This window comes from Kineococcus halophytocola, assembly GCF_041276425.1.
In the GTDB taxonomy this organism is placed as follows: domain Bacteria; phylum Actinomycetota; class Actinomycetes; order Actinomycetales; family Kineococcaceae; genus Kineococcus; species Kineococcus halophytocola.
Window position 1 is genome coordinate 122,218 of the sequence record NZ_JBGFTU010000005.1, and the last position, 20,592, is coordinate 142,809.

At 74.7% G+C, this 20,592-nt stretch carries 16 protein-coding genes; 10 read left to right on the forward strand and 6 right to left on the reverse strand.

The window, feature by feature from the left end; all coding sequences use genetic code 11:
• Positions 1 to 188: 188 nt before the first annotated feature.
• The 5 genes from AB2L27_RS05760 (at position 189) to AB2L27_RS05780 (ending at position 6,036) form a co-directional block, all read left to right on the forward strand.
• Positions 189 to 1,574, forward strand: a complete 1,386-nt coding sequence (locus AB2L27_RS05760; RefSeq protein WP_370440518.1) for an ABC transporter substrate-binding protein — start codon at positions 189 to 191, stop codon at positions 1,572 to 1,574.
• On the forward strand, positions 1,571 to 2,548 hold the full coding sequence (locus AB2L27_RS05765; RefSeq protein WP_370440519.1) for a carbohydrate ABC transporter permease: 978 nt from the start codon (positions 1,571 to 1,573) through the stop codon (positions 2,546 to 2,548). Before AB2L27_RS05760 ends, AB2L27_RS05765 begins: the two co-directional genes overlap by 4 nt.
• Positions 2,545 to 3,387 carry a carbohydrate ABC transporter permease gene (locus tag AB2L27_RS05770; RefSeq protein WP_370440520.1) on the forward strand — a complete coding sequence of 281 codons (843 nt, stop codon included), beginning with the start codon at positions 2,545 to 2,547 and terminating at the stop codon, positions 3,385 to 3,387. The genes AB2L27_RS05765 and AB2L27_RS05770 overlap by 4 nt, the downstream gene beginning before the upstream one ends.
• A 61-nt stretch (positions 3,388 to 3,448) precedes the next feature.
• Positions 3,449 to 4,834 carry an LLM class flavin-dependent oxidoreductase gene (locus tag AB2L27_RS05775; protein WP_370440521.1) on the forward strand — a complete coding sequence of 462 codons (1,386 nt, stop codon included), beginning with the start codon at positions 3,449 to 3,451 and terminating at the stop codon, positions 4,832 to 4,834.
• Between the two features lie 29 nt (positions 4,835 to 4,863).
• Positions 4,864 to 6,036: an acyl-CoA dehydrogenase family protein gene (locus tag AB2L27_RS05780; RefSeq protein ID WP_370440522.1), complete on the forward strand. Its 1,173-nt coding sequence runs from the start codon at positions 4,864 to 4,866 to the stop codon at positions 6,034 to 6,036.
• Here the strand turns inward: AB2L27_RS05780 and AB2L27_RS05785 are convergent.
• Genes AB2L27_RS05785 through AB2L27_RS05805 form a run of 5 tightly spaced genes read right to left on the reverse strand, consistent with a single transcriptional unit; the run spans position 6,027 to position 13,161 of the window.
• The gene (locus tag AB2L27_RS05785) at positions 6,027 to 7,985 is read right to left on the reverse strand and encodes a DUF6807 family protein (protein ID WP_370440523.1); all 1,959 of its coding nucleotides are present in this window, start codon (positions 7,983 to 7,985) and stop codon (positions 6,027 to 6,029) included. The genes AB2L27_RS05780 and AB2L27_RS05785 overlap by 10 nt on opposite strands.
• Positions 7,986 to 8,040: 55 nt before the next feature.
• Positions 8,041 to 9,111, reverse strand: a complete 1,071-nt coding sequence (locus AB2L27_RS05790) for a M24 family metallopeptidase (RefSeq protein WP_370440524.1) — start codon at positions 9,109 to 9,111, stop codon at positions 8,041 to 8,043.
• Positions 9,108 to 10,238, reverse strand: a complete 1,131-nt coding sequence (locus AB2L27_RS05795) for a mandelate racemase/muconate lactonizing enzyme family protein (protein WP_370440525.1) — start codon at positions 10,236 to 10,238, stop codon at positions 9,108 to 9,110. The genes AB2L27_RS05790 and AB2L27_RS05795 overlap by 4 nt, the downstream gene beginning before the upstream one ends.
• A complete protein-coding gene (locus AB2L27_RS05800) occupies positions 10,235 to 11,173 on the reverse strand; it encodes an NAD-dependent epimerase/dehydratase family protein (protein ID WP_370440526.1) in 939 nt (312 codons plus the stop codon). Before AB2L27_RS05800 ends, AB2L27_RS05795 begins: the two co-directional genes overlap by 4 nt.
• Positions 11,170 to 13,161, reverse strand: a complete 1,992-nt coding sequence (locus AB2L27_RS05805; protein WP_370440527.1) for an alpha/beta fold hydrolase — start codon at positions 13,159 to 13,161, stop codon at positions 11,170 to 11,172. The genes AB2L27_RS05800 and AB2L27_RS05805 overlap by 4 nt, the downstream gene beginning before the upstream one ends.
• A gap of 393 nt (positions 13,162 to 13,554) precedes the next feature.
• Between AB2L27_RS05805 and AB2L27_RS05810 the strand changes: the two genes are divergently transcribed.
• From AB2L27_RS05810 to AB2L27_RS05830, 5 genes are read left to right on the forward strand one after another with little or no spacing between them, the layout of a single operon-like run.
• Positions 13,555 to 14,868, forward strand: a complete 1,314-nt coding sequence (locus AB2L27_RS05810; RefSeq protein ID WP_370440528.1) for an ABC transporter substrate-binding protein — start codon at positions 13,555 to 13,557, stop codon at positions 14,866 to 14,868.
• Between the two features lie 46 nt (positions 14,869 to 14,914).
• Positions 14,915 to 15,868, forward strand: coding sequence for a carbohydrate ABC transporter permease (locus tag AB2L27_RS05815; RefSeq protein ID WP_370440529.1), 954 nt, complete (start codon positions 14,915 to 14,917; stop codon positions 15,866 to 15,868).
• Complete coding sequence (locus tag AB2L27_RS05820; RefSeq protein WP_370440530.1) at positions 15,861 to 16,772, forward strand: carbohydrate ABC transporter permease; 912 nt, start codon at positions 15,861 to 15,863, stop codon at positions 16,770 to 16,772. Before AB2L27_RS05815 ends, AB2L27_RS05820 begins: the two co-directional genes overlap by 8 nt.
• Positions 16,773 to 16,830: 58 nt before the next feature.
• Complete coding sequence (locus tag AB2L27_RS05825) at positions 16,831 to 18,237, forward strand: Gfo/Idh/MocA family protein (RefSeq protein ID WP_370440531.1); 1,407 nt, start codon at positions 16,831 to 16,833, stop codon at positions 18,235 to 18,237.
• Complete coding sequence (locus AB2L27_RS05830; RefSeq protein WP_370440532.1) at positions 18,234 to 19,049, forward strand: sialate O-acetylesterase; 816 nt, start codon at positions 18,234 to 18,236, stop codon at positions 19,047 to 19,049. The genes AB2L27_RS05825 and AB2L27_RS05830 overlap by 4 nt, the downstream gene beginning before the upstream one ends.
• Here the strand turns inward: AB2L27_RS05830 and AB2L27_RS05835 are convergent.
• Positions 19,012 to 20,565, reverse strand: a complete 1,554-nt coding sequence (locus AB2L27_RS05835; protein ID WP_370440533.1) for a pectinesterase family protein — start codon at positions 20,563 to 20,565, stop codon at positions 19,012 to 19,014. The two genes, AB2L27_RS05830 and AB2L27_RS05835, sit on opposite strands and share 38 nt — an antisense overlap.
• Positions 20,566 to 20,592: the final 27 nt, after the last annotated feature.

The window sequence follows — 20,592 nt, forward strand, 5'->3', positions numbered from 1 at the left end:
ACGTCGACCTCGCGCGCACGGCCTCGATGGCCTGTCGCCCCGGGGCACCGACGTGCCGGGGGACGGCACCCGCGGCCTGACCGGCCGCCCCTCCTCCCCCGGGGTCCTCACCCCGCACCGCACGAGCGCGCCGTTCCGCGCGCACCCTCCCGGACGCGTCCCGTCCGCCCACCCTCCGGAGCACCCGCATGCCCGCGACCCCTCGCACCCCTGTGTCCGTCCCCCGCTCCAGCACCTCGCGCCTGCTCGCCAGCCGCCGCCGCGTGCTGTCCGGCGCCCTCGGCGTCGGCGCGCTGGCCGCCACCGGCACCCTCACCGCCTGCGGTGAGGGTGCGGCCGCCTCGGGCCTGGCCGCGCAGAAGGCCGTCGACCTGCAGGGGGCGACGCTCAAGCTCATGGTCAACCAGCCGCACGTGCTGGCCTTCACCGAGCTGCTGGGCACGAAGTTCACCGAGGAGTTCGGCGGGAAGCTGGAGGTCACGGCGATCCCCTACGACCAGCTCACGAGCAAGCAGATCCTCGACGTGCAGGGCGGCGACGGCGAGTTCGACGTCTTCGACTACTTCTACTTCGGCCTCGGTGAGCTGGTGGAGGCCGGCGCCCTCGTCGACCTCACCGAGTGGATCGGCGCCAACGACGAGATCGCCACCGACGACTTCCTGCCGTCGATCTACGACCCCTACACGCTCATCGACGGCAAGCGCTACGGCCTGCCCTTCGACGGCGACACCCACGTCCTCTACTACAACGCCGAGGTCTTCCAGCGGTACGGCGTCGAACCGCCGAGGACGTGGGACGAGTACGACGCGGCCGCCGAGAAGATCACCAAGGACTCCGGCGGCGCGGTCCACGGCGCGATCGTCGAGGGCCAGCAGGTGCCGATGATCCTGGGCTGCTCCTTCATCAACCGGCTCGCGGGCTACGGCGGCACCCTCGTGGACGCCGACGGCAGGCCGGCCTTCGCGGGTGAGGAGGGCCTCGCGGCCCTGCAGCACCTCATCGACGTCTCCCCCCACGCCCTGCCCACGCCGCTGCAGACGGGCTTCGACCAGGCCAACTCCGCCTTCCTGTCCGGTCAGGGCGCCATGCTCGACACCTGGACCGACCTCGGCCTCAAGGCGCAGGACCCCTCCAGCTCGAAGATCGTCGACAAGTGGGGCGTGGTGACCCTGCCGGTCGGGGGGAGGAACACGACGCCGCGCACCGCTCTGGACGCGGGCTTCGGCCTCGGCGTGTCCAGCGCGTCGGGGCAGCAGGACAAGGCCGCGGCGTTCGTGCAGTGGGCGACGAACCAGGAGAACAACCTCCTGCTGGCCTCGACCGCCGGGTCGGGCATCGACCCGGCCCGCACGTCCGTCCTGGACGCCGACTCGTACGCGGAGGCCGCCGGCAAGGCGACCGACGTCATCCGCGAGGGCCTGGACGGCACGCCGCTGGCGTGGCCGAACCAGCAGGGCGCCCCCAAGGCGCTGCAGGACCTCGTCGACCAGCTCGCGCTGGCGATCCAGGGCAAGACCCCGCCGCAGGCCGCGCTCGACGAGGCCGCGCAGAGCTGGGAGAAGACGCTCGGATGACGCAGCTGACGGAACGACGCCGGGAACGGACCCGTGCGGGGGTGCCGCGCCCGCGGCGCGGGTCCGCCCCCGACGGCACCCGCCGGGCGGTCCCGGGCCGGCACCGACCGGGACACGTCCCGGCCTGGCTGGCCGCGCCGAGCCTGGCCGGGCTGGCCCTCATGCTCGTCTACCCCACGCTGTTCGTCGTCGCGCTGGCGGTGACGAAGTCGTCGCTGGCCCGGCCGCTGCAGCGGTTCACCGGCACGGACAACCTCGTCGAGGCCTGGGAGTCCCTCGCCTTCGCCGGTTCCCTCGTGCGGTCGGTCGTGTTCGCCGTCGTCGCCGCGCTGGCGGCCACGCTCATCGGCGTGCTGCTGGCCCTGCTGCTGCACGCCCGCGGGACGCGCTTCGGCGTCGTCGGGACGATCCTGCTCCTGCCCCTCGTCACCCCGCCGGTCATGGTCGGGGTGGCGTGGAAACTCATGCTGGCCCCCGTCGGCGGCGCCTTCGGCGGGGTGTTCTCCGCGCTGGGGTTCCCCGGCGCGAACCCCCTGGGCGACGGCGTCGGGGCGTTCAGCGCCCTCGTCGTCATGCACGTCTGGCAGTGGACGCCCCTGGTCACGCTGCTGGTGTTCGCGGCGCTGCTCGGGGTCCCCGGGGAACTGCGCGAGGCGGCCGCCCTCGACGGGGCCGGGGCGTTCCGGTCGTTCACGAACGTGGTGTGGCCGGTCGTCGCGCCGAACGTGTTCTCGGTGCTGCTGCTCGAACTCGTCATCGGCCTGAAGGTGTTCGACCTCGTGGCCGTCGTGACGCAGGGCGGTCCCGGTGTCTCCACGATCGTCGCCGGTTTCGAGATCTTCCGGACCGGGATGCGCGGCAGTTACGAGATCGGCACGGCCGCGGCGCAGACCCTCGTCTTCGGCCTCGTCGTGGGCGTCCTCACCACGGCCGTCACCCTGCTGCGGGCCCGTGCCGTGAAGGCCGACCGGTGAGCGCCGCGAGCCCGGCGGCGACCCCCGCGGTCACGCTGCGCCGCGGCGGGGTGCGCGTCGCCCTGGCCGCCGTCGCGGTCGTCGCCCTGCTGCCGCTGCTGTTCCTCGTCTCGCTGTCGCTGCGCAGCGTCGACGACATCGCCAACGGCGGGTGGCTGCCCAGCCGGTTCGTGTGGTCGAACTTCTCCGCGGCGTTCTCGACCGTCCCCCTGTCGACGATGCTCGCGAACTCCTGGGTCGTCGCGGTCGGCGCGACCGTGCTCACCTCGCTCGTGGCGGTGCCCGCCGCGTACGTCACGGCCCGGGCCGGGGCGCGCGGGGAGCGCCTGCAGGCGGTCCTGCTGGCGAGCTACTGCGCGCCGCCGATCGTCGCGGTGCTGCCCCTGTACTACCTGCTCAAGCAGGCCGACCTGACGAACACCGCCGCGGGGTTGATCCTCGTCAACGGCCTGGCCAACGTGCCGGTCGCCGTCTGGCTCCTGGACGGTTTCGTCCGGCGCGTCCCGGTCGAGGTCGAGGAGGCCGGCTGGGTCGACGGGCTGTCCACCACCGGCGGGCTGGTCCGCCTCGTGCTGCCGCTGCTGGCCCCGGGCCTGGTGGCCGCGCTGCTGATCTGCCTGTTCCTGTCGTACAACGAGTTCCTGTTCGCCGTGTCGTTCTCCCAGAGCACCGGCAGCCAGACCCTCCCGGTCGGCCTGTCCCTGTTCCAGGGCGACCGCACCGTGCAGTTCGGCCAGCAGGCCGCGGCCTCGCTCGTCGGGATCGTCCCGATGTACGTGCTGGCCGTGGTCGCCCAGAAGTGGCTCGTGGGCGGATTGTCCGCGGGCGCGGTCAAGTGACCGGGATGTCGCACGACCCGACCGGGAAGAACCCGACCACCCTCGACCAGGAGCCCCCTCGATGACTCACACCCCCGCCCAGCGGGTGCACCTGAACGCCTTCGACATGACGTGCGTCGGGCACCAGTCCCCCGGCCTGTGGCGCCACCCCGACGACCAGTCGCACCGCTTCGACGACATCCGCTACTGGACGGACCTGGCCAGGCTCCTCGAGCGCGGCAAGTTCGACTCCCTGTTCATCGCCGACGTCCTGGGGATCTACGACGTCTACAAGGGCGGGCCGGAGACGGCGCTGCGCGAGTCGACCCAGGTGCCCGTGGGCGATCCGCTGCTCGCCGTCTCGGCGATGGGCGCGGTGACCGAGCACCTCGGGTTCGGGGTGACGGTCTCCCTGACCTACGAGCAGCCCTACTCCTTCGCCCGCACGATGGCGACGCTGGACCACTACACGAACGGCCGCGTCGGCTGGAACGTCGTGACGAGCTACCTGGAGTCGGCGGCGAAGAACCTCGGCCTGTCGACGCAGATCTCCCACGACGACCGCTACGAGCTCGGCGAGGAGTTCATGGAGGTCGTCTACAAGCTGTGGGAGGGCTCCTGGGAGGACGACGCCGTCGTCCGCGACGCCGAGGCCGGGGTGTTCACCGACCCGGCGAAGGTCCACCCGATCGAGCACCACGGCAAGTTCTTCGACGTCCCCGGCATCGGGCTGACCGCCCCCTCGCCCCAGCGCACCCCGGTCATCTTCCAGGCCGGCGCCTCCCCGCGGGGGATCGCGTTCGCCGCCCGCCACGGCGAGGCGGTCTTCAACACCGCCACCCGCCCGGAGGTCATGCGTCCCTGGGTGGACCGCCTGCGCGACCAGGCCGCGCAGGCCGGTCGCGACCCCCGCAGCGTCAAGGTGTTCACGCTCGTCACCATCATCACCGCGGCCACCGACGAGGAGGCCCGGGCCAAGTACGAGGAGTACGCGCAGCACGTCAGCTACGACGGCGCCCTGAACCTCTACGGCGGCTGGAGCGGGCTGGACCTGTCGAGCTACCCGCCGGACGAGCCGCTGGAGTACGCCGAGACCCAGGCCGTCCGCAGCGCCGTCGAGGCGTTCTCCACCGCCGACCCGGACCGGAGGTGGACCCCGCGCGACATCGCGAACTGGGTCGGCATCGGCGGGATGGGCGCCGTCATCGTCGGTTCGCCGTCCACCGTGGCCGACGAGCTGCAGCGGTGGATGGAGGTCGGCGACGTCGACGGGTTCAACTGCGCCTACGCCATCACCCCCGGCACCTTCGAGGACATCGTCGAGTTCGTCGTGCCGGAACTGCAGCACCGCGGCGTCTACCCGAGCGAGTACGAGGGCGAGACGCTGCGCGAGACGATCTACGGCAAGGGCCAGGTCCACGTCCGCGACGACCACCCCGCGGCCGCCTTCCGCGCCGGCGCCCGCTGACCACCCCGAGAAACCCCAGGAGATCCCGCATGACCACCCGCGACCAGGTCCTCGACGCCGCCCGCGACGTCGCGAACCACCTCGGCCTCGACGCCCTCGAACGCGACCGGGCCAACGCCGAACCCGCCACCGAGGCCGAGCTGCTGCGCAAGGCCGGGTTGCCCGCCGTCCTGCTGCCGACGTCGATCGGCGGGGCCGGGCTGCCGTGGTCGGTCGCGCTGGAGGTCGTGCGCGAGATCGCCCGCACCGACGGGTCCATCGCCCAGCTGCTGGCCTACCACTACGTCAACGCCCACAACCTCGTGTGGGTGGCCGACGACGCGGGCCGGCGGCGGTGGGGCGTGCCGACGGCCGAGCAGCAGTGGCTGTGGGGTGACGCGGTGAACCCCGTCGACCCGGACCTGCGGCTGCGCCCGGACCCCGCCGTGGACGGCGGCTGGATCCTGTCGGGCACGAAGAACTTCGCCACCGGGGCCAGCGTCGGGGACGTCACCGTCGTCGGCGGGCTGAGCGACGACGGGCGCGACCTGCTCGTCGTCGTCCCGCGCGAGACCCCGGGGTTCGTCAAGGGCGGCGACTGGGACAACCTGGGCCAGCGGCTGTCGGCGTCGGGGTCGGTGCGGTTCGAGGACGTGCCGATCGCCCCGGACGCCGTCCTGGGGTCGGCCTCGACGAGCGGGGCGTCCGGTTCGCTCGTCACCCCCGCGATCCAGGCCGCGTTCGGGCACTTCTACCTCGGGGTGACCCGCGGGGCGCTGGAGACGGCCGCGGAGTACACCCGCACGACGTCGCGCCCGTGGTTGCTGTCCGACGTGCAGGACGCCGTCGAGGACCCGTACGTCCTGGCCACCTACGGCCGCCTCGTGGCCCGGTTGCGGGCGGCGGAGGCGCTGGGCCGCAGCGTGGGTGAGTCGCTGTCCCAGGCCCACGAGCGCGGGGCGGACCTCACGTGGGCCGAGCGCGGCGAGGTCGCCGAGGAGATCGCGGCGCTCAAGGTCGTCTCCTCCGACCTGGCCGTCGAGGCGACGTCGGCGGTCTACGAGGTGACCGGGGCCCGGGCGACCTCGAACCGGTACGGGTTCGACCGGTTCTGGCGCAACGTCCGCACCCACACCCTGCACGACCCCGTGCAGTACAAGGCGCGGGAGGTGGGAAACCACTTCCTCACCGGTGCCCACCCGGAGTTCACGCTCTACACCTGAGCGGCGGTGCGGTGGGCGAGCTCGGCGAACCCCTGCGCGGAGGGGACGTCGAGGCGCCGGTCGACGACCACGGTCAGCAGGCCCACCTCGACGGGCACCCCGGCCGCCAGGACGCGCGGCTCGTCCCAGGCCAGGGCCGGACCGGCGCCGACGTAGTCGGTGCCGCGCGCGAACCAGGGCAGGACCGGGCCGTGCCGGTCCTGCACGAGCAGCACGCTGGACCACGACCGGCCGTGGCGGCGGGCGAAGGCCAGCCACGGGGTGCGCGACCCCATGACCGCGGCCTCCCCCTCGGCCGCGGCCGTGAACAGCACGGTCTCCTCGGCGTGGGCCAGTCGCCAGTACACCCCGCCGTACCCGGCGCCGACCCGGCCCCGGGACACGGGGCTGGTGAGGGTCAGGTCCCGGCGCGGCAGCAGCCGGCTGCGCCAGTCCAGGAGCCAGGCCTCCTGGTGGGGCAGGACGTGCGCGGTCAGCGACCGCTGCTCGTCCAGCTGCGGCTCGCCGTCGCGGTCGACCCAGCGGACGTCGGCCTCCAGGCGGTCGCCCTCCCCCGCCGCCCGCAGACCGGTCAGTTCCTGGCGCCCGTGGTCCATGAGCAGGGTCGGTCCCTGGCCGCTGACGTACGTGCGCCCTCCCCAGTGGTTCGTCCCCTCCACGTCCGGCAGCGCCAGCGACAGGCCGTTCTGGTGCCGGTGCAGGACCGGGCCGGCCGCCGAGACGGGCACCCCGGCCAGGGAGTGCACGGGGTGCAGGAACGGCCGGGGGCTGTGCACCCGGGGCGTGGCCGACCCGTCGTCCAGGCGGGCCAGCACCGTCCCGGCGGCCCGCAGGTGCGCGCCCGCGCCCTCCAGCACCCACCGCGCCGGCTCCGGCGGGAGCTGCCCGTCGGCCCCGCCGTCCTGCCCCCGGGACCCGCGCCGGGCCGGCGGGACCGGGCCGGTGCTGGCGCGCACCAGCAGCTCGGGGACCAGGACGTCCACGCTCCACCCGGCGTCCTCGCGGCCCGCGACGAGGTCGAGCAGCCGGCGCACCGCCCGCCGCCCCAGCTCGGCCTGGTCGACGCTGGCGGTGGTCAGGGGCGGGGTCGCGAAGCGGGCCAGCTCGATGCCGTCGAACCCGGCGACCGACAGGTCGGCGGGCACCGCGACCCCGGTCTCGTTGAGCCGGGCCAGGACGCCGAAGGCCACGAGGTCGTTGAAGGCCACGACGGCGCTCGCCCGGGTCTGCAGGACCTGGTCGGCGACGGCGTACCCGTCGTCCAGCCGCGTGCCCGAGGGCAGCGTCGTCACCCGCAGGCCGTCCCAGCGGCGGGCGGCCTCCTGCAGCGTCCGGGCGCGTTCGGGGGTCGCGGCCGCCGTGGCCGGCCCCTCCAGGTGGACCAGGTGCCGGTGCCCCAGACCGACCAGGTGCTCCACCAGCGCGTGCAGCCCGTGGCCGTGGTCGACCGAGACCGAGGGCGCCGGTGACCCCGGCAGCACCCGGTTGACCAGCACCACCGGCGAGACCTCCCCCAGCAGCTGGCGCAGCGGGGCGTCGGGGACCGTGGGCGAGACGAGCACGAGGGCGTCGCAGCGGGAACGGGCCTCGCGGACGATGTCGAGCTCGCGCCCGGTGCGGCCCGCGGTCTCGGCCACCAGGACGCGGTGCTCGGCCGCCTCCGCGGCCTCGACCGCACCGCGCATCACCCGCTGGAAGACGGGGTTGGCCAGGTCCGGGACGATCAGGGCGACGGTCCCGGTGCGGCCCAGCGACAGGCTGCGCGCCGAGGTGCTGGGCCGGTACCGCAGGGCCAGCGCGGCCTCGCGCACCCGCTCGGCGATCTGCGGGGAGACGGTGGCGCGCCCGTTCATCACGCGCGAGACGGTCGCCTGCGAGACCCCCGCGGCGGCCGCGACCTCGCTGATGGTCGCCCCGGCCGCCGCGGAGCGCCGGGTCACCCGTGGCACCGGACGATCGTAAGCGCCGCCGCCCCGGGTCCCCCCGGACCGGGGCGGCGCAGGCTCACCGTCGCAGCTCCGCCGGGCGCGGCACCCCGCGCACGGTCACCGTCGGCCAGGCCGGGTCCACGGTCAGCACCTGCGGGCCGGCGGCGCCCGGGTCGAGCACGAGGGTGTCCTCCACCTTCACGCCCGGGGCGGTGGGGTTCCACGCGAAGGCCTGCCCGGGGACCACGACGTCGGCCGCCTCGGGCGTGGCCCGCGGGTCGCGCCCGGCGTACCCGGTCGGGCCGCCCTGGTGGTGGTTCGTCCACTCCCGGGGGGAGAAACCGTGCCGGGGGTAGGCCCGGGCGACGTCCTGGAGCACCTCGGCCAGGGTGCGCCCGGGACGGCAGGCGGCCAGGACGTCGGCCTCGACCTCCAGCAGGGCGCCCGTGCCCTCGGCGGTGGCCGGGTCCGGCGCCTCGAAGGCCACCCACCGGGTGAGGTTGGCGACCAGGCCGTGCCGCCGCCCGCAGACCACGACCATCGCCCGCCGCCCCAGCGGGCCACCCCCCGGCACGGGGTGGCGCAGCCCCAGCCGGTCGTGCCCGGCGACGAGCACGACGAGCGGGTCGATCCCGTGGGCGAGCAGCAGACCACCCACCCGCCCGGCCAGGCCGCGTTCGCTCTCGGTGGGCTCGGCCGCGCCCAGCGCGGCGGTCAGGACCTCGGCGCAGACCCGGCCCAGGTCGGCGTACCGCGCGCGCTCGGCGGGCAGCAACCGGGCGCGCGCGGCGCGCAGCCCGGCCTCCAGCCCACCCTCCCCGGGCAGGTCCCCGGGCACCGCGAGCGCCGGCGGCACCGGCCAGGGCACCGGGCGGACCTCCACGTCGTCGGGCAGTTCCTCGGCCCGCAACCGGTCGATCTCGTCGACGGCGCAGTGCACGACGTCGTCGCGGCCGTCCGCGACCACCGCCAGGACCGGCGCGGCACCGGCCCCGACGTCGACGCGGGCCCCGTCGAGGTACCAGGCCAGGGTGGGCCCGGTGCTCAGCAGGACGCGCTCCAGCCCGGCCCGGTCCAGCAGGTCGCGCAGCCGGCGCCGCTTCTCGGGGCGGTCGGCCCCGGGCGGCGGGATCGGGGCGGGGGTCACGTCGCCGTCCTGAAGTCGAACCCCAGCCCCGTGCGCGCACCACCGCGGAAGGACCCGTCCGCGCAGCTGCCCCCCGTGGGGGTGCGCAGGACACCGAGCTCGGCGAACCCGGCGTCCTCGACGTCCTCGACCCAGGTGCGCCCGGGCAGGGCCAGGGCCAGCTGGCCGGACAGTTCCGGCAGCAGGTGCGGGGCCAGTTCCAGCCCGGCGCCGCGCACGAGGTCGGCGATGCGCAGGAACGGGGTGATGCCCCCGACGCGGACCACGTTGGGCTGCAGCACGTCGGCGGCCCCCGCCTCGATCAGGTCGCGGAACCGGTACCAGGTGTGGACGTTCTCCCCCACGGCCAGCCGGACGTCGGTGCGCCGGCGCAGTTCCACCAGGCCCGAGGTGTCGTCGGCGCGCAGGGGTTCCTCCACCCAGGCCGGGTCGAACTCGGCCAGGGCCTGCACGGCGGCGCTCGCCCGCGGCAGGTCCCAGCGCTGGTTGGCGTCGACCATGAGCGCGCGGTCGGGGCCGAGCAGGTCGCGCACGAGCGCCACGCGCCGCAGGTCCTCGGCCAGGTCGGGGCGCCCGACCTTGACCTTCACCCCGGAGTGGCCGGCGTCGACCCAGCGGCGGACCTGGTCGGCGAGCTCGGCGTCGGAGTAGTGCAGGTTCACCCCGCTGCCGTAGGTGGGCTGGCTGTCGTGCCGGCGGCCCAGCAGGTCGGTCAGGGAGCGGCCCGCCCGGCCGGCGGCCAGGTCCCACAGCGCCAGGTCCAGGCCGGCCAGGGCGATCGTCGTGATCCCGCCGCCGCCGGCCTCGTGCAGGTGCTCCCAGGCCAGGTCCCACCAGCCGGTGGTGGCGGGCCGGCCCAGGGCGACGTCGCGCACGTCGTGGGTGAGCATCGCCTCCACGGCGCTCGCGCCGATGGTGGGGGTCCAGCTGAACCCCGTCCCGGTGCTCCCGTCGGAGACCTCCACGCGGGTGACCAGGACGTGCACGACGGTCACGTCCGGTCCCCAGGGGCGGCGCAGCGGGACGGTGAGGTGCTCCACGCGCAGGTCGGTGACGACGGGGACGTCCCCCGCGTCCCCCGTGTTCCCCGTGTTCCCAGCGCCCGGTCGTTCGTCGAGGGCGGTCACGCCGGCCCCCCGGCGGTCAGGACCGGGCCGGGCCGGGCACCGACGAGGTCGGGGGCCCCCTGCAGCTCGCCGCGCCAGCTGCGCCGGGGTGTCCAGCCGAGCAGTCGTTCGGCCTTGGCGCAGGAGAACGCGGCGCTCGTGCCGGGCAGGTGGGCGGCGGCACCGGCCGCGGAGGGCAGCGCGCCGGCCACCGCCTGCGCCGTGGGCAGCACGGCGAGGGCGTCGGCGGCGCCCACGAAGAACGCCTCGCCGGAGATCGAGGCGTCGGCGACCTCCAGCCAGCGCAGCACGAACTCCCCGGCGTCGCGGGCGTCGACGTAGTTGAACAGCGACACCGCGGCCAGCGCCGGGTCCCGCAGCCGGTCGGCGATGGTGTGGCCCTGCTGGGTGGGGGCTCCCGCCCACTCCTCGGGGCTGACGACGAAGCAGGGGCGGAAGCTGCCCAGGACGGCCTCGGGCGCGGTGCGGGCGTGCATCGCGACGACCCCCTCGACCACCTGCTTGGACAGGGCGTAGGCGTTCCAGGGGGCGGTGGGGTGCTCCTCGTCCAGCGGGAGGTACCGGGGCGTCCAGCCCCCCGGGGCGCCGTACCCCAGGACGGTCGGGCTGCCGGCGGCCAGGACCTTGCGGGCCCCGGCGCGCAGGGAGGCGTCCACGACGACCTGCGCGAGGCGGGTGTTGGTCGTGAGGATCTGCAGTTCCGGGGCGCTGAAGGGCACGGCGATGGCGGCCAGGTGGACGACCGCGTCGGGCCTCAGGTCCGCGAAGGCGGACACGACGGCGTCCTCGTCGAGCAGGTCCAGGCGCACGTCGTCCACGGCGGGGTCGGGGTGGTCGACCCGGTCGACGCTGACGGCGTGGTGTCCGGCCTGGTGCAGCACCGTGGCGACGCTGCGGCCGAGCCGGCCGGCGCCGCCGGTGACGAGAACCTTCACGGGTGTCCTCCTGGGGGTGAGACGTCGGGCTGAGCGGTGGACGGGCCCGCCGGCAGGTGCCGGGCGAGCCAGTCGTGGGCCTCGTCCTGCTGGGCGCGGCCGAAGCTGTGCGGCACGTCGTGGACGGTGCCGCGGAAGGAACCGGGGGCGGTGGCGTAGGCGGCGGCCAGGACCTGGCGGGCGCGGTCCGCGCCGGCGGCGGGGAACAGCGCGTCGCGGGCGGCGAACTGCACCAGCAACGGGGTCGGGACGCCGGCGGCGACGATCTGCGGCCAGTCCGCGACGCGCCCCAGGCCCGGGGTCATGAGGGCCCAGGTGTGGCAGTGCAGGTGCTCGGGCAGCACCTCCTCCAGGGTGGCGACCATCGCGGCGACCACGACGGCCCCCACGGTCCCGGCCAGCCGTTCCTCCTCGCGGGCCAGGGCGGCGGTGATCGCGGCCCGGGCCCCGCCGCCGGACAGTCCCAGCACGCCCACCCCGCCGGCGGCCACGCCCGGGTCGGCGGCCAGCAGCTCCAGGGCCAGCAGGTCCTCGCGGGCGAGCATCCCGGCCCACGACGTGCCGAGCACCCCGAGCGCCTTGGCCACCGCGTCCTCGGCGGGGCCGGCGTGCAGGTCGTAGGTGGCGGCCTCGTCGGGGCGTTCCCCGCGGGCGTGGCGGACGGCCAGCTCGGCGGCGGCCTGCCCGGTGCTGCGGGCGGGCAGGGCGGACAGCGGGGTGCGCCGGCTGCCCCAGCCGAACCCGTCGTGGACGAGCACGTGGAAACCGCGGCGGGCCAGGTCCTCGGCCGGGGCGCGCCCGCCGTAGAGGGTGTCGCGGACCGGGACGAGGAGGTCGTGCACGGGCCGACCGTCGGCCCCGTCGGCCAGCTTGTCCAGCCCGAAGGACTTGATCCCGCCGTGGCAGTGCAGGAACAGCGCCCCCGGCAGCGGTCCGGTCCTGCCCGCGGGCCGCAGCACCCGCCCCCGCACCCGCGGGCCGAAACCGGCGTCCCAGCTGACCTCGGCCCCCTCCAGCCCGTCCCGGGTCCAGCGCTGGTGGACGGTGAGGTCGGCCTCGGCGACGGTGGGGCGCACGGGCACGCCCAGCGCCGCCCGCAGCCGGTGCCGGACGGTCGCCGGGTCCGGGGCGTCCTCGCCGAACAGCGGCCAGGACCGGGCCAGCACGTCCCGCAGCCCGTCGAAGGCCCCCAGGTGCCCCGAGGCGCTGGGCGGGTGCGGCGGGGCGGCGGTCGCGGGGGCCCCGGCACCGGCGGTGAAGTCCTCGACCAGCCGGTGGAACCACCCGGGCTGCTCGCGCATGACGGCGTGCCCGCCGTCGGTGACGCGCTCGCACCGGATCCCGGCGGCCCGCAGGTCCTGCCACCGCTCGTAGTCGCGCTGACCGGCGACGAGCAGGGTCGGCACCCTCGTGCGGAGCAGGACGTCGTTGAGGGTCCCGCCCAGGGCGTCGGTGACGGCCCGCGCCCCGCGCACCAGCGCCAGGGGGTCGGCCGTGCGCACCTCGGCCCGGCGCTCGGGGTCCTCCTGCTCCAGCAGCCGTTCCCACCCGCCCCGCGCCAGGTCCTCCTCGTCCTGCGCGGCGGGGTGGCCGGGCCCGACGGGCGCGGGGTCCAGGCCGGGTTCGACGAGCACCAGGGAGCGCAGCAGGTGCGGATACCGGTCGGCCAGCACGACGGCGACCGAACCGCCGAGGCTGTGGGCCAGCAGGTCCACCGGGGCGCGTCCGCTCGCGGTGAGGGCCGCGGCCACCGCGTCGGCCTGCTCGGGCAGGGAGTGCCCGAAGGTGGCCGGCCGGTCGGACAGGCCGTGGCCGACGAGGTCGACGAACAGACCCGGGCGCCCGAGCCGGGCGGCGGTCTCGGCCCAGCTGGCCAGGCTGCTGCAGCCGAGCCCGTGCAGGTAGGCGACCGGGTGCCCGGTCCCGGTGGTCCGGACCCAGCGGATCACCCCCTCGCACCGGGCCAGCCGGGCAGCCCCCGTCGTCATCGTCCGCAGCACCTCCTGGGTCGTCCGGCGTTCCCGCCCGGCGCCGACCGCCGTGTCGCGCGCTCCTCTGGGAAACCGGTTCCTCGCACCCTACCCGGAGGGCGGCCGGGACGGAAGGAGGCGCTGCGGGCCATCCTTTCCTCGTTGCCCTGCAACGTTTTCAACAGGAGACGGGCACGAGGTCGGGGGACGGACGGACGAATCGTCCGCACCCTCTGGACCACAAACGAGAAAGCGATTACCGTACCGGACCACGGCGCCCGACGGAGGTCGCCGACCGTCGCGCACGAGGGGTCGAGGAGGACTCCCCCGGCCACGCACCACCCGCTGACCCGCACGCCGACCCGCCCGGACAGGCCCGCGCCGCCGGCACCCCACCCCGAGGAGACACCCGTGTCCGCTCGCTCCATCAGTCGCCGCACCACCCTGGCCGCCGGCATGGCGACCGCCTCCGCCGCCGCGCTCACCGGGTGCAGCCGCTTCGGCGCCTCCGGTGGGGGGACGGACGCCGACAGCGTCCAGCTGACCGTCATGACGTGGGCCGACGCCCAGCGGGCCGCCGACCTCGAGACGGTCTTCGCGGCCTACCACGAGGCCAACCCGGGGGTGACGGTGAAGCTGGAGTGGATGGACGTCGGCAGCTACCCCGACAAGCTGAACACCCGGTTCGCCGCCGGCAACCCGCCGGACGTCATGTTCATCGTCGGCCGCTGGCTCGGGGAGTACGCCTCCCGCGGCGCCCTGGCCGACCTGTCGACCTACCCCGACCAGCTGGACCTGAGCCCGCTGGACGACTCCGTGCTGGCCTCCAGCCGGCTGGACGGCAAGCTGTACGGCGTCCCGACCGGCACCACCAGCCCCGGCCTGGTCTACAACACGCAGATCCTCGGCGACGCGGGCCTGACCCTGCCGGACACGGACACGTGGACCTGGCAGCAGTTCCACGACTTCAACGTCGCCATCACCGAGGCCACCGGGCGCCAGACCTACGGCACGGGCTACTACATCCCCTGGCCCCCCACGATCTCGCAGTGGGCCGGCCAGCACGGGCAGAGCCTGTACACCGAGGACGGCGCCCTGGGCATGTCCGCCCAGACGCTGGCCGAGTACTTCGAGATGACGGTCGCGCTGCGCGACGCCGGCGGGTACGCCCCGGCCGGCAGCCTGGACGACCAGGGCACCACGGTGGAGGACTCCGCCCTGGGCAAGGGGTTCGTCGCCTCCCAGACCATCCCCGCCAACGTCTTCGCCGACTACAACTCCGCCCTCGACGGGAAGCTGACCCTCGTCCGCCTCCCCGGTGAGGTCCCCACCCCCGGGTACCAGGTCACCCCCACGCTGCTGTGGTCGCAGGCCAGCGCCTCCCCGCACCCCGAGGAGGCCGCCGCGCTCATCGACCACCTGACCAACGACCCGGCGTCCTTCGAGGTCCGCTCGGCCGGGCTCGGCCTGCCGGTCAACCCGCAGGTCGCGACCGAGGTGGCCGCCACCCTGCCGCCGGACGGGCAGACGTTCGCCGACTTCCTCATCGGCCTGCAGGACGAGGACCTGCCGCCCTACTACCTCGAACCCGCCGGGGCCGGGGAGATCGCGAACAACCTCGTGAGCATCGCCACCGAGGTGGAGTTCGGCCGCATGACCCCGCAGCAGGCCGGGGAGAAGTTCGTCACCGACGCCCAGGCCAGCCTCGACCGCGCCGCGTCCTGACCACGGTGCGCCAGGACCCCCGCCCGCGGACCCAGCAGGAGGAACCATGAGCACCAGCACCACCCCGGCGGCGGCCGGCGCCCTCGCGCCGGACCGGCCACCGACCCTGCGGCGGCGGCGCAGCTCGGCCGCCGCCGCCGAGGAGCGCGCCGCCTACGTGTTCCTGCTGCCCTGGTTCGTCGGGCTGCTGTTCACCGTCATCCCGTTCGGCGTCTCGCTGTACCTGGCCTTCACCGACTACAACCTCCTGCAGTCCCCCCAGCTCGTGGGGCTGGAGAACTTCACCCGCGTCTTCGAGGACCCCAAGGCGGAGACCTCGGCCCGGGTCACGCTCACGTACACCTTCGTGGCCGTCCCGATCTCCCTGGTGACGGCCCTGGCGGTGGCGATGCTGCTGAACAAGGGCGTGCGCGGGCTGAAGTTCTACCGGTCGGTCTTCTACCTGCCCTCCCTCATCGGCACCAGCGTCGCCATCGTCATGCTGTGGCGCTCGATCTTCGGCTACGGCGGCGTCGTCAACTCCTTCCTCGGGTTCTTCGGCATCGAGGGCCCGGGGTGGGTGACCGACCCCGACTGGGCCCTGGTCACCCTCATCACGCTCAGCATCTGGACCTTCGGCGCGTCGATGGTGATCTTCCTGGCCGGGCTGCGGCAGATCCCCGTCGTGTACTACGAGGCGGCCGCGGTCGACGGGGCCGGCTGGTGGCGGCAGTTCCGCTCGATCACCGTCCCCCTGCTGAGCCCGGTGATCTTCTTCAACCTCGTGCTCGGCCTCATCGGCTCCCTGCAGACGTTCACCCAGGGGTTCGTGTTCTCCGGCGGGACCGGCGGACCGGCCGAGTCCACGCTGTTCTTCAACCTCTACCTGTACCAGCAGGGTTTCCAGCGGTTCGACATGGGCTACGCCTCCGCGCTCGCGTGGGTGATGTTCATCGTCATCGCCTTCTTCACCGCTCTCAACTTCCTCGTCTCCAAGTGGTGGGTGTTCTACGATGACTGACACGACCCTGCGCCGCACCCTGCGCTCGGCCACCTCCCGCCTGCGCGGGGTCGAGGCCTACCAGGAGGAGCTGACCGGGACCGCCCGGACCCGGTTCCTGCGCCACGTCGTCCTGGTCGGCGTGGGCCTGGTCATGATGTACCCGCTGCTGTGGATGCTGTCGGCGTCGTTCAAGCCGAGCGCCCGGGTCTTCTCCGACGCCGGTCTCGTGCCCGAGCAGACCGACCTGGGCAACTACGCCGCCGGCTGGTCGGCCCTGGAGCACCCGTTCCAGCTCTACCTCGTGAACTCCCTGATCCTGGCCGTGCTCAACATCGTCGGCAACCTCGCCTCCTGCTCGATGGCGGCGTACGCCTTCTCCCGGCTGCGCTTCCGCGGCCGCCGCCCGTTCTTCGCCGCCATGCTGGGGACGATGCTGCTGCCGGCGCACGTCGTCCTCATCCCGCAGTACGTCATCTTCGCCAAGCTGGGCTGGGTGAACACCTACCTGCCGCTGACGGTCCCGGCGTTCCTGGCGACCAACGCGTTCTTCGTCTTCCTGCTCGTGCAGTTCATGCGCGCCCTGCCCATGGAGCTGCAGGACGCGGCCAGGATCGACGGGTGCGGGCCGTACCGCACGTACCTGCAGGTGATCATGCCGCTCACCGTCCCCGCGATGGCGACCGTGGCCATCTTCACGTTCATCGCGAGCTGGAACGACTTCTTCGGACCGCTGCTCTACCTCACCGACTCCCAGCTGTTCACCGTCCCCCTGGCCCTGCGGCAGTTCATGTCCGCCGAGGGGGCCAGCGACTGGGGCCCGATGTTCGCGATGTCGGTCGTGTCCCTGCTGCCCGTCGTGGCGTTCTTCTTCATCGGGCAGCGCTACCTGCTCAACGGCATCGCCACCACCGGGATGAAGTGACGTGAGCCCCGGCCCGATCCCCCACGACCCGACCACCGAGAGCACGAGGCGAGGCACCATGGACGAGGCACGGCAGACGCAGCGAGCGGTGGGGCGGCGCCGGTACGCCGTCGTCGGCACCGGTGGGCGGTCGCAGATGTACCTGGAGGCGCTGTCCTCCACCCACGCCGACGTCGGGGAGGTCGTCGCCCTCCTGGACGGCAACGACGTCCGGATGGACTACTACGAGCAGTTCCTCACCGGGCGCGGGCAGCGCGCGCCCCACCGGTACCGGCCCGAGGAGTTCGAGGAGCTGCTGCGCACCGAACGCCCCGACGTCGTCCTGGTCACCAGTCCCGACCACACCCACGCCCGGTACGTGGTGGGTGCGCTGCGCGCCGGGGTGGACGTCGTGTGCGAGAAACCGCTGACGATCGACGCGACGTCGTTGCGGGACGTCGTCGAGGCCGCGCGCACGTCCACGGGCCGGCTCGTGGTGACGTTCAACTACCGCTACTCCCCCCGGAACACGCTCCTGCGCCAGGTGATCGCGGACGGGCGGGTCGGGGACGTGACCTCGGTCCACTTCGAGTGGTGCCTGGACACCGTGCACGGCGCCGACTACTTCCGCCGCTGGCACCGCGACAAGGCCAACTCCGGCGGGCTGCTGGTGCACAAGTCCACCCACCACTTCGACCTGGTGAACTGGTGGCTCGACGACGTCCCGGAGACGGTGTTCGCCCTGGGCGGGCTGCGGTTCTACGGCCGGGCCAACGCCCTGCGCCGGGGGCTGGGCCCGCGCCCGCAGCTCGGCCGCGAGGCCGTGGGCCAGGGCGACCCGTTCGTCCTGGACCTCGCCGCCGACGAGAGGATGCGCCGGCTGTTCCTGGAGGGCGAGGCGCTCGACGGGTACCACCGCGACCGCGACGTGTTCACCGACGGCATCACCATCGAGGACAACCTGACGCTGGCCGTCGGGTACGCCGGGGGCGCCTCGATGGCGTACACCCTCAACGCCCACTCCCCGTGGGAGGGGTACCGCGTGGCCGTCAACGGCACCCGGGGCCGGGTCGAGCTGGAGGTCGTGGAACGCTCGCACGTCGCGGCCGCCGCCGCGGCCTCGGGGGCCACGCCCGGCAAGTCGGCCCCGGTCCTGGACCCCAGCGCCGAACCGGACGACCCCGAGGTGGCCGCGCAGTCCCTGCGGCCGTGGGGGTCGCGCCTGCTGCTGCAGGAGCACTGGCAACCGCCCCGGCTCCTGCCGATCCCCGAGGGGGCCGGGGCCCACGGCGGCGGGGACGCCATGCTGCTCGACGACGTCCTGCGGGGTGCGGCGCCGGACCCGCTGCAGCGCCAGGCCGGGTACCTGGACGGGGTCCGCAGCGTCCTGGTCGGGGTGGCGGGGAACGCCTCCCTGGAGTCCGGGCAGGCGGTCCGGACGGCCGACTTCGGCCTGCCCCTGGACGCCGAGGCGGTGACCGCGTGAGCGGGCGGCCGGGCGGACGCGACCTCGTCGTCGTCATGGGCCAGTCGAACGCGAGCGGCACCAACACCGACGTCGAACCCGACGGGGCCGACGCCCTGGACCCCCGCGTGGAGGTCTTCGCCGCCTCCGGCCCCGACGCGGGCAGGATCGTCCCGGCCCGCGAACCGTTCTGGCCGTTGCTGGGCCACCCCCCGGGCGGTGTCGGTCCCGGGGGCCCCTTCGCCGCCCTGCTGCTGCCGACCCTGCCCGCCGACCGGGGCGTCCTGCTCGTGCCGGCCGCCGTGGGCGGCACGGGCTTCCGCCACCACACGTCCTACCCCGGCGTGTGGACGGTGGGTCTGGACCTGCCGGGCACCCCGAACCTGTTCGCGCGCGCCGTCGCGCACGTGCGGGCGGCCCTGGACGCCGCCGGCCCGGACTCCCGCGTGCGGGCCGTGCTGTGGCACCAGGGCGAGACCGACGGCAACCACGGCCGCACCGAGGCGGAGTACGCCGCCGACCTCGACGAGCTCATCGCCACCTTCCGGGCGCAGGTCCCCACGGCGCGGGACGTCCCGTTCCTGCTCGGCGGCATGGCCCCGGAGCGGATCGCCGCGTACCCGGACCACGCCGGGGTGGCCGCCGCGCACGCCGCCACCCCCGAGCGGGTGCCGGGGACGGCGTTCGCGCCGTCCCCGGCCGGTCACGTCAACGACGGGACGACCCACCTCACGGCGGCCGGGCAGCGGCTGCTGGCGGCGGACCTGTTCGCCGCCTTCACCGCCCTGGACGGGCTCACCGCAGCAGGCCCAGGTCCCGCAGCCCGCGGGTGACCAGCCCGGCCACCGCGACGGCCCCCGCCCGCGACAGGTGGGTGTCGTCGCGCTCGCCGTCGGGGTAGCCGGCGTGGACGCCGGGGCCGAACCACAGGAACGAGTCCCGGCTGCCCTCCTCCCCCTGGTCCTGCCACAGCCGGCGGCTGGCCACGGTGAGGTCGAACCACGCCACCCCGTCGGCCTGCGCCAGCCGGCGCACGGCCTCGGGGTGGCCCCCGTGGGTGGACCGGGCCCGCCCACCGGCGTCGAAGGAGCGGCGTTCGACCGAAGTCAGCAGGACCGGGTGGGCCCCGCGGGCGCGGGCCCCGACCACCATGCGGCGCAGGTTCGAGGGGTAGGTGCGGTGCACGTCGGCGTGGCGTTCGTCGGGTTTGGTGTCGTTGTGACCGAAGGCGATGAGCAGCAGGTCCCCCGGGCGGACCTGCTCCAGCGTCTCGTCGAAGGCGCCGGAGGCGAGGAAGCTCGTGGTGCTGGCCCCCGAGATCGCCCGGTTCACGACCTCGGTGCCCGTGCACCCGGCCAGGACCTGGGCCCAGCCGGTCCGCGGGGCGCGCTCGGGCGGGTAGTCCGAGGCCGTGGAGTCCGAGACGACGACGATGCGGCCCGTGGGGGCCGGCGGGCCGCCCCAGCCGGCCAGGAACTCCGCGGGGCGGCAGGGCGACCCCGCGAGGACGGCCGGCCACCCGGGGTTCGCCCCGGTCCCGCCCCGCACCCCGAACCGGGCCTCGCGCCAGTCGAAACCGGCCATCTCGGTGAAACCCTCCGGGCTCAGGTGCGGCCCGAACTCGCAGTCGACGAACAGCGCCTGCCCGATCGCGTCGGGTTTCCCGCCGGGGTGCCACGGCCGTCCCAGGTGGACGCTGCCCTCGGGCAGGCCGGGGCCGGTGAACCGGACCCCCGAGAACAGCAGCCCCCGCGGGTTCTCCCGCGCGGTGGAGGGGGCCGACACCCAGCCCGGGCCGTTGCTGCGGACCTCCCCGCCCTCCAGGACGGCGGTGGCCCGGCCGTAGACGAAGTCGACGTCCCCCTCCACGAGGCAGTCGAGGAGGTGGACGTGCCGGACGTCGGACCACCCGGGGGCGTCGAGCAGCAGCGTGTCCTGCCGGGCGAGCACCCGGCAGCGCTGCACCGTGATCCGGTCCCCCAGCGTCCGCAGCGCGATCGCCTGCGCCTCGACCTGGTCGGGTTCCGCGTCCCGGTCGAAGGTGTTCTCGACGGTGAGGTCGGCCAGGGTCACGTCGTCGGCGGCGACGGTGAGGGTCGCGCAGTCCTGCCCGTAGGGCAGGCCCGTCCGGTCCCGGTCCCCCTGGCACAGGTCGAAGGTGAGGACGACGTCCTGCGCGCGACCGGTCAGGGAACGGATCGTCAGGGGCGCGGGGCGGGGTTCGATGCGCAGGTGCTCGACGTAGCGCCCGGGGTGCACGACGATCTCGGTGACGGCGGGATCGGCGAGGGCACGTCCGATCGAGGGCAGGAGTTCGGCGTCGTCGCCGACCACGGCGGTTCGGGTCATGCCGGAACCCTAGTTTCCCGCCGGGAC